Below are 14746 nucleotides of genomic sequence, written 5' to 3'. Positions count from 1 at the left end.
TATAATCTACTAGAAGGGAGGATATACAATGCCTAAATATAACGATTTTAACTTAGATATTCAAACAGATAATAAAAATTGTCATACTACAAAATTAACTATTGAAGTGAAACACAAAGAAAATAAAGGTGGTAATATGGCAACATGGAGCACTCACTGCTATTAAAAAAATAATTAAATTATTTAATTGCAATTCTATGTAAATTTTAAAATGACTTTGAAATTATTTATCATAAAAGTTAAATGTTATAACTAATTTGATTTACTCAAAATGTAGCTATTAAACATGAGAAATAAACCTAATTATTAAATTTATTTCACGATACTTTTAAAACAAGTAATGTATAAAGTCATGACAATATTTATGTAGAGTTGCAATTTTTTATTATATTATAAAATCCATGAAAGGAGGTGAAACAATGCCAAATTACAAGGATTTCGATTTAGATATACAAAATAATAAAGGAAGTTCAAAAACTTCTTTAGGTAAAGAGTTATCAAATACAGGAAATTATTATGATCCATTAAGTGAATGTCGTTGTAAGCCTAAAACTTACACAAAGAGATTAAAAACTTGCAATGTAAAGGAATGTATGTATTAATTTAAAATTTAATTTTAATAAAGGGGGATAACGTAAATGCCAAATTATAAAGATTTCGATTTAGACTTAAGAAACAATACAGTTAAAGGTAATAATTCCAAAAATGAAAATATACAAGGAAAGAAAAAAACAGATGGATGTTACACATATGGAAATAGAAGCTGTCCAAACACTATGTGTGCATATTAAAAATAAAAAAATCATAAATAAAAAAATATAGATATTTAATTATAACCTTATAGATCATTTAAAGTTGACTTTAAAAATGACTGATATAAAAATTAAATTAGAATAATGTTATTCAAAGAAATTGTTTTTCAACTGATAAAGAAATTAATTTAATTTTGAGTTTTGAATTCTAGGATATATCAATGGTCAATTTAAATAGTTATATAGGGTTATAATTTTAAAAATATAAAATTTAAGGAGTGAAGATGAATGCCAAATTATAAAGATTTCGATTTAGATATACAAAATAATAAGTCAAGTGTAAATAGTATCAAAACAACAACAATGCCACCAACATTTAGTTATGAATATGATCAATATAGTGAGTGTGTTTGTAAACCTAAAACACGAAATAGTTGTGTAACTTACTGTAATGGAAGCTGTAATCAGCATACTGATTGTACATTATAAGTTGCTTAAAGTCAGAAGGGATGAATTGAATACCAAATTATAAAGAATTTGATTTAGATATTCAAAATATTAGAAATAAAACAGAAAGAGAAGTTCATGGATTTTCAACAGAACCAATAACATTTACGAAAACACCGGATATATATAGTGAATGTCGTTGTACAAGTAGATGTAAGACTGGTCGCAACTGTTAAACTATAATAATATTTAAAATTATATACTAATAAAAGGAGGGATTTGAATGCCGAATTATAAAGAGTTTGACTTAGATATAAGGAATTCTAAAAATGGAATAAATATGTATGGACCATCAGCAGTTATTGTTCCTGCAACAGATGGTGGTGGTAAAAAAACTGTTTGTGGAAGGACTTGTAATGGAAGTGCTTGTAATCCCAATAGTTGTCAAACTCGTTGTATAAAACCAGCAGATTAAATTTGAATATAAAAATAAATAGATACAAAAAGGAGTGAAGGTAAATGCCAAATTATAAAGATTTCGATTTAGATATACAAAATAGTAAGTTAGGTGTAGATAGTAGCAGAAAAGTATTACCACCAACATTTAGTTATGAATATGATAAATTAAGTGAATGCCGCTGTAGACCTAAAACACAAACTTGTGCAACTCACTGTAGTTGTGCAACTTACTGTAATGGAAGCTGTAATCAGCATACTGATTGTGCATTATAAGTTGTTTAAAGTTAGAAGGAGTGAATTGAATGCCAAATTATAAAGATTTTGATTTAGATATACAAAATATAAAAATGAATAAAATTAATGATAAAAGAAGATATCCTATTTCAGATAAAAGAGATGATATGAGTATGTGTGTTTGTAAAAAAACTGATGTATGTAAAACACATGAAACTGATAGTTGCAATAATGGTCTTTGTTTTGAATCAGGTAAGTGTACTTGGGTATAAAAGGTAAAATTATTGGTAAGAAAATATATCCTATTTCAGATAAGAAAGATGATATGAGTATATGTAAATGTGCAACTTATAATAAAATATGTAAATCTATAAAACCGTGTCCTAAGCTATTGATTAGAAAAATAATAAATTAGAAGGTATTTAAATGCCAAATTATAAAGATTTTGATTTAGATATAAGAAATGTTAGATTTCAAGGTAGAATAGATGATAGACCAGGAAGGACAAGCATAGAGGTAAAGGAACAAAGTATATGTATAGCTTGCAAACCTAAAACTGGAGGAAGTGGAAGTGGCGGTGGATCTAAAACACATGAAGATTCAGCGTGGTAGTTGGTTAATACAGTTATTTTAAAAGACAATAGTAATTTTAAATATAAAACAGAAAAAATAAATAAATAGAAGGAGTAGAAGATAAATGCCGAATTATAAAGAGTTTGATTTAGATATAAGAAATGAAAAAAACAATTTAAAATCAATGAATAGTAAGAAAAGAAGTGATGGAGGAACTTGCTATTATAGCTGCGGATGTAAGACAAATGAAGGAAATAGCTGTGGAAAAGTATGTTTTACTGATACAATTGTATGTGGTACTGATTTTGATGGTAGATAATATTAAAATATAGTTTGAAACTAAATAGTATAGGAGGTATTTAAATGCCAAATTATAAGGATTTTGATTTGGATTTACAGAATAATAAATTATCAAAAAAATATGAATCAGTAAATAGAGGTAATAAAACCTATAATAGGGATTGTGGATATAAGACACACGAGCCTGACAGTTGTGGTAATAGCTGTTTTACATCAGCTAAGTGTGATTGGGCATAAGACATTGCTTAGAGTATTAAGAAAACAGTAGTTAAATAAGTATATTTTTAGATTAATATAAAAACTAAAATAGAAAGTTCTCCTATAAAACAAGATTTTATAGGAGAACTTTTTCTTGTTATATAATAATTTAAATTTAGTTATTTAAATTGATATAAATGAATGTAAAATCTAGAGCATATGTGATTAAATAGATAATATAAAATAGCAAATTAGGAACAATGTAACCTTAATTTTATTGTTAAAATATAATTACCACGTGGGGATAGGTTGGTGATGATATGAATTATAATACAGTTGTATTAGAGAGTATTGAATATATTGAAAAAAATATAAAGTTTGATTTAACGCCAGATATGATAGCTAGAAAATGTGGATATTCAACATTTCATTTTTGCAGAATTTTTAATATTCACAAGGGAATCACATTAATGGAGTATGTTAAAAAAAGAAGACTTTCACTAGCAGCAATAGATTTATTTAGTGGAAAAAGAATAATTGATATTGCTATGGATTATGGATTTGACACACATAATGGATTTTCAAAAGCATTTAAGAAAGAGTATGGCTTTACGCCTACTCAATATTTAAAACGTATGAATGGATATTTTAAGGAAGAATCAACTATAAAAATTGGAGGTTATATTATGAATCCTATTATTTTAAAAAAGGCTGAGTTTAAGGTGGCTGGATATGGAATAAAAACTAATGTTACTAATGGAAATTATACTAAAGATGTGGCATCATTTTGGGATAATTATGATGGAGAAAATTTAGAAAGCAAAATGTATAAAATTTTGAATCCACCTAAACATGGAGAAGTAGGATTGTGCATTCCATCAAATAAGGAAAATGGGGATGCAACCTATCTTTTAGGTGTCATTGTTGAAAATTTTAAAAATGTTACAGATGATATGATAACAGTAGAAGTACCAGAAGCAACTTATGCTGTATTTACAACTCCACCAGTAGACACAAGTGATGATTTGGAGCAAGAAAATTTTGCTGAAATTATAAAACAAACTTGGAAATATATATTTGAAGAGTGGTTTAAAGATAGCGGATATGAGCTTGATGAAAGTAAAATGGATTTTGAGTTTTATGATGAAAGATGTCATGGAAGAAAGGACACTGTAATGGAAATATATGTGCCTGTGATAAAAAAATAAAATAATATATTTAAAAAAGCACTTTAAAAGTGCTTTTTTTATCTTACAACATTAGAAAATGAAGTGTATAATTAAGATATTTAAAATTAGAATGTAGCAATTAAAGAAAATTCATATAAAGGATGTAAAATTTAAAGATAAAAATGTTTAATCTAAAACGAGGAGAAAGAAAAATATGATAAATAGACAATTCAATCAATTTCCAGTATTGGATAGTGAAAGATTAACTTTAAGAAAAATAGAATTTGAAGATGAAATTCAGTTATATAAATTATTAAGTGATGAAGATGTAGCAAGATTTGATTATTTTTATCCTGTTAAATCCCATGAACAAGTAATTAAATTTATTGAAAGATATAATGAAGAGTTATATGAAAATGAAGAAATTACATGGGGAATAGTATTAAAAGAAAATAATAAGTTAATTGGTATATGTTGTTTAGGGGATTTTGAAGAAGGTGCTAGAAGAAGTGAAGTTGGATACAGTATCATTCAAGATTATTGGGGAAATGGTTATGCAACTGAAGCTGTTAAAACATTAATTAAATTTGGATTTAACTACATGAATTTAAATAGAATTGAGGCAATTATAACACCAGGTAATGATGCTTCAGTTAGAGTATTAGAAAAATTAAACTTCACAAAAGAAGGACTAGTAAGAGAAAGAGACTTAATAAAAGGGAAGTTAGAAGATGGAATAATAATGTCTATATTAAAAAGAGAATATTTATAAAATATAGGTATAGTAAGTAAAAAACTCATGGGGAAGGGGATTTTATGTTAAATAATAATAAAATAAAAAGCTTTGAAAACAATATATTATATAAAGGTCATTTAGAAAACGAAAAGTACAACAAAACAACTATTTTTGATAGAATGAAATATTACAGAACTTCAGCACTAAGTATAGCTTTTATTAAAGATTATAAATTAGAATTTTCAAAAGCATATGGTACTAAAAAAAGAAATAGTGATGAGAAAATAGATGAAAATACTTTATTTCAAGCAGCATCTATAAGTAAGGCAGTTTTTTCAGTTGCAGTTATGAGGTTAGTTGAAAGAAAAGTTTTAAGTTTAGATGAAGATGTAAATAATTACTTAACTTCATGGAAAGTACCTAAAAATGGTAATTGGCAACCTAAGATAACATTAAGACAAATTTTAACTCACACAGCTGGAACAACAGTACAAGGATTTGAAGGATATAATTTAAATGATGAAATCCCAACAACTATACAAGTATTAAATGGAGAATATCCAGCAAATTCAGAAGCTGTAATAGTAGATACTATACCAGGATTAAGTCATAGATATTCAGGAGGAGGATTCACTATTGCACAACAAGTGTTAGTAGATGTTTTAAAAAAGCCTTTTCCAATTATTATGAAACAATTAGTTTTAGATGATTTGAATATGAATAATAGTACTTATGAACAACCAATATCTGTAGACTATATAAATAATATATCATGTGGTTATGGATATACTGGTGAGGAAGTTGAAGGTATGTATTATGTATATCCTGAAATGGCAGCAGCAGGACTTTGGACAACACCTTCTGATTTATGTAAATTAGGGTTAGAAATACAAAATATTTTAAATGGCAAGAAAGATGGCATATTAAAACTTGAATCAGTAAATGAAATGTTAAGAAAACATTGTGATATAGAGGGGAAAATAGTTAGAGGAATTGGATTTGCTTTAGTTGAAGATGAAAATAGAAAAAATTCAAAATTTTTACATAGCGGAGAAAACTATGGATTTGAAAGTGAATTTGTGTTTTATAATGAAGGTGGAAATGGCTTTGTGATTATGATTAATTCAAATCAGGAAAAATTATTACAAGAAGTATCAGAAACACTAGAAAAAGTATATGAACTGGAAGGTAGTAGCAAAGAGCAAATTGAAATAGAAAATAGAAGTATAGATAATTATAGTGGTCAATACATCAATAAACAAAAAACTAAAATATATGTAAAAGATGAATTAGAAAAACTATATATTCAGGTTGAAAATCAAGAAGCCATAGAGTTTAAAAGAAAAACTAAAAATACTTTTATATCAGAAGAAGTTAATACGAAAGTAGAACTTAACATTGATAAAGGTGGAGAAAAATATATAATTTTACAGCAAAACGAAGAAGAAAATAAATATGAAAAGATAGATTAAAAAGTTTATTAATATTTTAAATTTTTAAAATACATTGACAAATAAATTTTAATCTGTATTATAATATATAAATGCAATGAAAAGGAAAGTAATTTTAAGAATACTTTTACAGAGAGCTTTTAGTGGTGAGAAGAAGCAAAGGATATTAAAATGAAAATGGCCTTGGAGCGGTGCACCGAAATTTTTTATGAATTAAGGCTGCAACGGGTTCACCCGTTATAGTGATAAAGTATAATCATTAATATAATTAATGACGTACTTGAGAAGGTGTATACTGTGAAGTATACATAAAATAGGATGGTAACACGAAGGTTAACTCTCGTTCCTAAGATTAATTTCTTAGGTCGGGAGTTTTTTTATTTGCAAAATTAAAGGAGGAATAAATATGAATATTTTTATTGGAGGAGCATGGCCTTATGCTAATGGATCGCTACACATAGGTCATATAGCAGCATTATTACCAGGAGATGTGATTGCACGGTATTATAGATTAAAGAAAGATAATGTTTTATATGTTTCAGGTAGTGATTGTCATGGAACACCTATATCTATTAGAGCTAAGAAAGAGGGAGTAGAAGCTAAAGATATTGCAAATAAATATCATAGTGAGTTTAAAAAGTGCTTTGAAAAACTAAATTTTTCTTATGATTATTACACAAGAACAGACGATGAATTTCATAAAACTGAAGTACAAAAAATAATTAATTTATTGTATGAAAAAGGATTAATTTATGAAAAGGAAGTTGAGCAAATTTATTGTGAGAATTGTAAAGAATTTTTGCCAGACAGATATGTAGAAGGAAAATGTCCAAAGTGTAGTTCTATAGCAAGAGGGGATCAGTGTGATAATTGTGGAGCATTATTAGAACCACTTGAATTATCAGAAAGAAAATGTAAACTTTGTGGAGAACAACCAACAATAAGGAAAAATAAACAGTTATATTTTGCATTATCAAAGTTTGAAAATATTATAAGAAATAACATGGAGAAATCAAAAGAGTATTGGAAAGTTAATAGTGTAAACAATACAGAAAGATATTTAAAAGAAGGATTATGTGATAGGGCAATATCAAGAGACTTATCATTAGGAGTGGATATTCCAATTAAAGGATTTGAAAACAAGAAGGTGTATGTTTGGATAGATGCTGTTTTAGGATACTTAACTGCTAGCAAGAAATGGTCTATAGAAAATAATAAACAATATAAAGAGTTTTGGAATGAAAAGACCATTTCATATTATATTCATGGAAAAGATAATATACCATTTCATACTATAATATTGCCAGCATTAATAAGTGGAATTGGATATAGAAAATTACCAGAGAGAATAATATCTAGTGAATATGTCACTTTAGAAGGTAAAAAAATATCTACAAGTAATAATTATGCAGTATGGATAACAGATATAGTAGAAAAATATAATAGTGATTCCTTAAGATACTTCTTTATAATAAATGGCCCAGAAAAAAGAGATACAGATTTTTCATGGAGAGAATACGTTAATAGTAATAATGGAGAGTTACTAGGTGCTTATGGAAATTTAGTAAATAGAACATTGGTGTTTATAAAAAAATACTTTGATAATATTGTACCAAATGGAACTATAGATGAAAATATAAAAGGTAATATTAAAGATTTATATGAGAATATTGGAAAAAATATTGAGTTTGGAAACTTAAAAAATGCACTTGAAGATATATTTAATTTTATAAGAAATATGAATAAATATTTTGATGAAAATCAGCCATGGAAAACTATACAATTAGATATAAATAAATGTAAGAATACCATATATAATTTGATATATACAATAGTTAATTTAGCTAATTTATTGATACCATTTTTACCAGAATCATCATATAAAATTATGAATTGGTTAGGAATAGAGAATAATACTTGGAATAGTATTGAAATTCAAAATGGTATTTTAATAGGAGATTTTGAAATATTGTTTGAAAGACTCGATAAAAAAGTAATAGATGATGAGAAAAATAAATTATTTAAATAAAAATATAAAGGAGCAATACATTAAAATTTGCTCCTTTTAATAGTTTAAATTTAATATGCTCTACCAGTTACTTCGTAAACATCTACTTTTATATAGTCTAATTTATTTATAGCACATTCATCAAAGTAACAATTGTTAGTGCCATATTTTTCTTTGAATTTATTTAATATATAAGTTTTTTCAGAAGAGTTTTTGATAATGGTAGCATTACCGTTGGCAACAATAGAGTTATAAACTTCGTTACAGCATTTCTTATAGCATTTATTTATAGAAACACATACAATTCCTGTGTCTTTCATGTTATCCATTTTTTCACCATTAGTTCCACTTATAAAATAGAAAGTTAATTTACTATTTTTATAATCAAATACATACCACATTGGAACAATTTCAAGGTTATTTAAGCTCATTGTACCTAAATTACAAATCTTTTGAGATTTTAAAACACATAAAATTTTACTCATTGAAAGGGGTGTGTACTTACATATGTCCATATTACAATACTCTCCCACACAAAAAATTTAACCTAATATTTATTAAGTTATACTTTATTTTATGAAAAATGAAATATAATGTTTCTATTTGAATATTTTAAAACTTTATTTTTTCTTTATATTTTAAGCATTATTTCTAGAGATTTGGAATTTAAAATTGTAAATATAGGGTTTCAAATTGAAAAATGAAATTGTTCGTATTCTAATTGAGAAAGATCAATTCAAAGTATAGTACAAAAATTAACAATGAAGGATAAAACTGAAGTCTCAGTTTATTTGAATCAATTTTTATGATAATTTGCTAAGCAAATTAATTGAAAACAATATAAAAACGTAGTTTTTAGGTGTTTCTATTCATAAATATTAAGAACGAAGTGAATAATATTAACCATCATTGTTAATCGTTAACTGTTAATTGGTTCCAAACATGATAATAGAATAAATTGTAAAATTAATAGTATCATTTGATAAAGGGATTACTTTCAATTTGGAACCTTATACAATTTAAATTAGGATGTGAAGAAATGATAAGTGTAAAAAATTTATGTAAAGATTTTTATTTTGAAGATAAAAGTCAAAGTGTATTAAAAAATGTTAGTTTAGAAGTTGGCGGTAATGATTTTATAACTATTATGGGTCCATCTGGTGGAGGAAAGTCAACATTATTACAAATACTTGGCTTACTTACAAAGCCAAGTAGTGGAGAGTTTTATTATGATGATAATGAGATTAATTTTAAAAATGAGAAATTATTAAATTTATATAGAAGAAATAATATAGGTTTAATTTTTCAAAATCATAATCTAATATCTTGTTTGTCACCAGTTGAAAATTTAATAATAGCTATGAATACAAAAGAAAGTTATAAAGAAAAAAGCATAAAAGCAAAAGAATTACTAGATAAAGTAGGGCTTTCAAAGAAATATAATGCAAATATTTTATCCTTGTCTGGTGGAGAAGCACAAAGGGTTTCTATAGTTAGAGCATTAGTTAATAGTCCAAAGGTAATATTATGTGATGAGCCAACAGGAGCATTAGATTCAACTAATAGTAAAAAAATAATGGATTTATTAATAAATATAAAAAATGAGACAAAGTGTATACTTATTATAGTTACTCATGATGAAGAAATTGGAAGGCTAGGAGAAAGAAGAATTTATTTGAAAGATGGTGAGATATATGAAGTGGATAGAAATATTTAAATTATATAATATAAAGAAAATTAACAAGGAAAAAGTACTTTACATATTTACTATGATATCAATTTTAATAGCTGTAAGCATTTCTCTTATTATACCTCAAGTTAATTTAGAAAATGAAAAGTATATAGAAAGTAATATAGAAATTATAAATGGTGGAGATTTAAATATAAATGTTGGTGAAAACCCACAAAAAGAGTTTGATGAAAAATTATTAGCATTAAGAAATGAAGGAGTAAAAGTAGAAACATCAAATATTATAAACTGTTATTACAAAAAGGATTCTAATAAAATAATGGGAAATGTTGTAATTGGAGATTATTCATTGAATGATGATGAGATAATACTTCAAAGAACTTTAGCTAAAGTTTTAAATGTAAGAGTGGGTGATTCTGTTAAATTTGATACTCAAGGTAATGGTGTCTTTGAATATAAAGTTAAAAATATTGAGGAAGTTTCTAGTGGTGTAGATAGGGATACAGAATTACTTGGATATGGTAAGGTTCAAAGTAATGATAAGTTAGATAAAATATTAGGAAAAAAAGTTATCAATATAGAGGGTAAAAATGGTGAAAAATTAAAAGGTGATTTATTAGAAATAGATGATTCTAATATTTATACAACAATACAAGATAAAAGGAATGAAATGAAAAGTGAAATATCTGTGCAAAAAACTACACTGGGAATTTTAAGTACCGTTAGTTATATATTTTCAAGCTTAACTATAATAAGTTTTGTTGTAATGATTATTTTAAAAAGAAAAAAAGATATTGCAATTTTAAAAGTAATATCTATAGATACAAAAGATATAAAAAAATCATTGTTATTAGAAATGTTATTTTTAATATTAGTGCCAATTATAATGAGTGCATTTTTAAGTTATTATGGTTCAAATTTAATACTAAGATGGTGTGGAGTAATTGTAAGCGGTATTAATATAGAAAGAATTAATTTAATATTAAAAGGTATGTTTTTTAATATTGTAGTGTTTTTCATATTGGTCAATATAGCAATGAATATTTTAAAAGGTATAAGTTCAATGTGTGTATTAAGAGAAGATGAAAAATATATTAAAAAGCAAAGTAAGAAAATAGGAATAACTACTATAATCACTATTCCATTACTTTTAGTTATATATTCAAATTATTTTAATAGTGTAGAAAATTTAGGTAGTAGTATTTTGGTTGTTTTAGTTATATTAATTTTTTTAGGTATAATATCTTTAATGATAAAAATATTATCTAGGATTAAGTTTAGAAATTCTATTATAATGTATAGTGTAAAATCTATAAAAAACAGATTCTTTTCATTTGTACTTATAGTTATGAGCTTAACTCTTACATTATGCGTTATATTAATAGGTTTTAATTTAGAAGACTCTATTAAATGTAACTTTCAGTCTTCATTAGAAGAAAGTTTACCTTATGATTATTATATAGAAAGTAAAGATTATGATAATATAGAAAAAATTTTAAAAGATTATAATATAAATGGGTATATTAAAGCTTCAAGTATAAGTGGAAAAGTGAAAAATAACAATTTTAATAGTATGTATAAAAATTTGTATATAAGTGAAATTGATAAGAATGATTATAAATTAAAATATAACATAATTATGGGTGATAATCTTTTTGAAGGTGAAGAGGGAGTAATAATTTCAGATGAGATGCGAGAGCGAAATATGCTTGATATTGGTGATGTTTTGGAAATAGAAACAAGCAAAGGCATCATAAAAGAAAAGATAAAAGGTGTATATAAAAGTGGTGGAATAAATACATCTTCAATATTAAAGGAAAATGTAGAATTTGGAGATGAAGTAAATTACTTAGTTAAGTCTAAAAGTGATGATTTTATAGAAAAATTAAATAATAGCATTGTATTAAGTATCAATGATGTAGGTGAAAAATTTGCAATGGATATGGGAAGATTTCTAAGGATGTTTAGAATTTTATCAGTAATATGTATCTTTGGAACTGTACTATTCAATATTAATATGGTATGTATGAATTGTAATAAAGATGAAAAAGATGAAGAAATGTTAATAACATTAGGTTTTGGAAAATTATCTATAATAAAAGTACAAGCTATAAAAATCTTACTTTTGATTTGTTTCAGCTCAACATTATCAATAGGAATTTATAGTATTGGTATTAATATGTTTTTTAAGCTATTAATTAATAGTAGTGGAAAAGTAAGTTTAAATATAATAGTCTTAAATATTATTGTTTCTATAATCATAGCATTCATATCTTTTATTTTACCAATAAGAAAAATAGTAAAAAAGAAAGAACTCACTTTGCTTAGAGAAGAATACTAAGATTATAATAATGTATATAAACTATAGGGTTATAAAGTTAAATTATTCATGTTTCAAGTGATAATTCTAATTAAAAGTGAATATTAAAATTGAGTTTCTAATTAGTTGAAAACATAGTTTTTAGGTATTTCTATTTTTAGATATTAGGAATGAAGTGAGTAATATCAACCATCACTTTTAACTTTTCACTCTTACTTCTTACTTGGTCCAAATATAAAAATAGGGATAAACGCTAATGTTAATAGTATAATTTGATAAAGATATTATTTTAAATTTGAACTTAGAACCATATGTAGGAGGTTTTAGAAATTGAAGAAGAAGCTTTTGATAATTGAAGATGATATAGATATAGCACTTATGATAAAAGAATATTTAAAGAAGGAAGATTATGAAGTATTTATAGGAAATGATGGTGAAGAAGGCATAATTATTTTTAAAGAAAATGATATAAATCTTATTATGTTAGACGTAATGATGCCTAAGATGGATGGTTATGAAGTTTTATCAAAGATTAGAGAATTTTCAAATGTGCCTGTAATTATGTTAACAGCTAAAGGGCATCAAATGGATAAAGTTATTGGGTTTAAAAAAGGATGTGATGATTATATAGTTAAGCCTTTCGATTTAGTAGAATTAAATTTAAGAATTAAAGCTATTTTAAGAAGAAGTGAAGTTATATTAGCTGAAGATAGTTCAATAATAAAATATAAAGATATAATTATAAAAAAATATGAGTATAAAGTTTTGAAGGATAAAAGTGAATTAAAGTTAACAAAGAAAGAGTTTGATATTTTAGTTTTACTTATGGAAAACCAAGGAAGAGTTTATACTTCAGAAGTTATATATAATTTAGTTTGGAATGAAAAATATTTAGAAAATGATAATTCTGTGATTACTCATATTAGAAATTTAAGGGAAAAATTAAATGACACAGTAAAAGACTCTAAGTATATTAAAACTATATGGGGAGTGGGGTATAAAGTTGAAAAAATTATTTAATTTAAAAGGAGAAATAGTTGTACGAATAATTATTTCAATTATATTAGGTTTCATTTTTTCAGCTTTATTGTCTAACCTCTACAAAAATATATTTTATACTGAAGATAAGTTAATAAGTTTAGCAAATGAAAGAAACACAAGTGAATTAAATATGATAAAAAATCAATTGCACATAGAAGATGGCAATGAAGAGGTAGTTTGTGAAAATATAAAAAGATTAGAGAAAATGACACCAGAGAGCTCCTTTATAAATAGAATATTTATTGTTGACAATGAAGGAGTAGTAAAAAAATCTAACGGAAAATTTAAAATATATAAGTTTAATTTAGATAAAGGTGAGGGAACATATTTAGTAGTTAATGAATATAAATTTATGGCAACTAATGTAATGAAATTAAATAAAGATAGATATATAGTGTATTTAAATGAAAACAATATATATGATGATAAGTTAATGTTTGGACTTTTAATTGTAATATCCTTTATGATATTTTTAATTTTTATTAATGGAAGAATTAAATATATAAACAATATAAGTAAAGATGTTAGAAAAATAGCAACTGGAAATTTATCTAATAGAGTAAATTTAAAGTATAATAATGAACTGACTTCTTTGGCAAAAGATATTAATTATATGGCAAAAGAATTAGAAAATAAGGATTTGACTGAAAAAGAGTTTATAACTAATATTTCACATGATTTAAGGACACCATTAACTACAATTTTAGGCTATTCTAAAATGCTTGAACAAAGGGTTTACTCAAATGAAGAGGAATTAGAAAGATATGTTTCAATAATTAATAAAAAGGGAATTTATTTAAAGAATATGTTAGATGATTTTTTTGATTATACTAAACTATGTTCTAAAGATATGGAGTTAGAAAAGGTCAAAATAAATCTAAATGAGATGATTATGCAATTATTAGATGGAGAGGAACTATATTTTAAAGAAAAACATTTAAATCTAAATGTTGCTTTAGAAAATGATGCTATATATACCTATGGAAATTCAATTCTTATAGCACGAGCAATTGATAATTTAATAAGTAATGCACTAAAATATTCAAAAGAAAATACTGAAGTAGAAATAAAACTGCAAAGAAATACAGTAAATAAAAAGGAATATGGAGTTTTTTCTATAAACAATGTATCAAAAACTAAAATGTCAAAAGATGAAATTAATGATTTATTTAAGAGATTATATAAAATGGATAAATCGAGAAAAGATGAAGGTAGTGGATTAGGACTTGCCATAACTAATGAAATAGTAAAAGTACACAATGGATTTATACATACAAAATCTAATGAAAATAAAATAGAGTTTTCAATAGGTTTTGTTTTAGAAAGTTAACGTTATTATTCAATTTATAGAACTGCTAAGGTTTGTAT

The 14746-nt window shown here is 24.9% G+C and carries 19 protein-coding genes and 1 other annotated feature; of the genes, 18 read left to right on the top strand and 1 reads right to left on the bottom strand.

The window, feature by feature from the left end; translation table 11 throughout:
• The first annotated feature begins 28 nt into the window (after positions 1–28).
• The 14 genes from BN346_RS21550 to metG all read left to right on the top strand — a co-directional run bounded on the left by BN346_RS21550 (position 29) and on the right by metG (position 8348).
• Positions 29–166 (top strand): hypothetical protein, encoded by a 138-nt coding sequence (locus BN346_RS21550; protein WP_158644456.1) that lies wholly within the window; start codon positions 29–31, stop codon positions 164–166.
• 253 nt (positions 167–419) lie between these two features.
• Entirely contained in the window at positions 420–602 is a 183-nt protein-coding gene (locus BN346_RS05730) for a hypothetical protein (protein ID WP_034440405.1), read from the top strand.
• 36 nt (positions 603–638) lie between these two features.
• Positions 639–791: a hypothetical protein gene (locus tag BN346_RS21545; RefSeq protein WP_158644455.1), complete on the top strand. Its 153-nt coding sequence runs from the start codon at positions 639–641 to the stop codon at positions 789–791.
• A gap of 249 nt (positions 792–1040) precedes the next feature.
• Positions 1041–1241, top strand: coding sequence for a hypothetical protein (locus BN346_RS05725; RefSeq protein ID WP_034440402.1), 201 nt, complete (start codon positions 1041–1043; stop codon positions 1239–1241).
• 241 nt (positions 1242–1482) lie between these two features.
• The gene (locus tag BN346_RS05720) at positions 1483–1674 is read left to right on the top strand and encodes a hypothetical protein (RefSeq protein WP_034440400.1); all 192 of its coding nucleotides are present in this window, start codon (positions 1483–1485) and stop codon (positions 1672–1674) included.
• A gap of 44 nt (positions 1675–1718) precedes the next feature.
• Entirely contained in the window at positions 1719–1931 is a 213-nt protein-coding gene (locus BN346_RS05715; protein WP_034440398.1) for a hypothetical protein, read from the top strand.
• A gap of 29 nt (positions 1932–1960) precedes the next feature.
• Positions 1961–2164: a hypothetical protein gene (locus tag BN346_RS05710; protein WP_034440395.1), complete on the top strand. Its 204-nt coding sequence runs from the start codon at positions 1961–1963 to the stop codon at positions 2162–2164.
• A 154-nt stretch (positions 2165–2318) separates the two neighbouring features.
• Positions 2319–2504 (top strand): hypothetical protein, encoded by a 186-nt coding sequence (locus BN346_RS05705; protein ID WP_034440392.1) that lies wholly within the window; start codon positions 2319–2321, stop codon positions 2502–2504.
• A gap of 85 nt (positions 2505–2589) precedes the next feature.
• Positions 2590–2784, top strand: coding sequence for a hypothetical protein (locus tag BN346_RS05700; protein WP_034440390.1), 195 nt, complete (start codon positions 2590–2592; stop codon positions 2782–2784).
• Between the two features lie 44 nt (positions 2785–2828).
• A complete protein-coding gene (locus BN346_RS21540) occupies positions 2829–3002 on the top strand; it encodes a hypothetical protein (protein ID WP_158644454.1) in 174 nt (57 codons plus the stop codon).
• Positions 3003–3283: 281 nt separating this feature from the next.
• The gene (locus BN346_RS05695; RefSeq protein ID WP_034440388.1) at positions 3284–4171 is read left to right on the top strand and encodes an AraC family transcriptional regulator; all 888 of its coding nucleotides are present in this window, start codon (positions 3284–3286) and stop codon (positions 4169–4171) included.
• Positions 4172–4346: 175 nt separating this feature from the next.
• Positions 4347–4904, top strand: coding sequence for a GNAT family N-acetyltransferase (locus tag BN346_RS05690; protein WP_034440386.1), 558 nt, complete (start codon positions 4347–4349; stop codon positions 4902–4904).
• Positions 4905–4948: 44 nt separating this feature from the next.
• Positions 4949–6340 (top strand): serine hydrolase domain-containing protein, encoded by a 1392-nt coding sequence (locus BN346_RS05685; RefSeq protein ID WP_051540071.1) that lies wholly within the window; start codon positions 4949–4951, stop codon positions 6338–6340.
• 67 nt (positions 6341–6407) lie between these two features.
• Positions 6408–6670 (top strand) — a binding site (T-box leader).
• Positions 6671–6725: 55 nt separating this feature from the next.
• On the top strand, positions 6726–8348 hold the full coding sequence (gene metG / locus BN346_RS05680) for a methionine--tRNA ligase (RefSeq protein WP_034440385.1): 1623 nt from the start codon (positions 6726–6728) through the stop codon (positions 8346–8348).
• 50 nt (positions 8349–8398) lie between these two features.
• Here the strand turns inward: metG and BN346_RS05675 are convergent, their stop codons facing one another.
• Positions 8399–8812 (bottom strand): pyridoxamine 5'-phosphate oxidase family protein, encoded by a 414-nt coding sequence (locus BN346_RS05675; protein WP_158644453.1) that lies wholly within the window; start codon positions 8810–8812, stop codon positions 8399–8401.
• 554 nt (positions 8813–9366) lie between these two features.
• Here BN346_RS05675 and BN346_RS05670 point away from each other — a divergent pair.
• The 4 genes from BN346_RS05670 (at position 9367) to BN346_RS05655 (ending at position 14708) form a co-directional block, all read left to right on the top strand.
• The gene (locus BN346_RS05670) at positions 9367–10044 is read left to right on the top strand and encodes an ABC transporter ATP-binding protein (protein WP_034440380.1); all 678 of its coding nucleotides are present in this window, start codon (positions 9367–9369) and stop codon (positions 10042–10044) included.
• Positions 10022–12358, top strand: coding sequence for an FtsX-like permease family protein (locus BN346_RS05665; protein ID WP_034440378.1), 2337 nt, complete (start codon positions 10022–10024; stop codon positions 12356–12358). The genes BN346_RS05670 and BN346_RS05665 overlap by 23 nt, the downstream gene beginning before the upstream one ends.
• Positions 12359–12667: 309 nt before the next feature.
• Entirely contained in the window at positions 12668–13357 is a 690-nt protein-coding gene (locus tag BN346_RS05660) for a response regulator transcription factor (RefSeq protein WP_034440376.1), read from the top strand.
• The gene (locus tag BN346_RS05655; protein ID WP_034440375.1) at positions 13341–14708 is read left to right on the top strand and encodes a sensor histidine kinase; all 1368 of its coding nucleotides are present in this window, start codon (positions 13341–13343) and stop codon (positions 14706–14708) included. The genes BN346_RS05660 and BN346_RS05655 overlap by 17 nt, the downstream gene beginning before the upstream one ends.
• The last annotated feature ends 38 nt before the right edge of the window (positions 14709–14746 follow it).

Source organism: Clostridium ihumii AP5 (assembly GCF_000612845.1).
GTDB lineage: Bacteria > Bacillota > Clostridia > Clostridiales > Clostridiaceae > Clostridium_J > Clostridium_J ihumii.
This window is presented reverse-complemented; position numbering and strand designations above follow the sequence as displayed.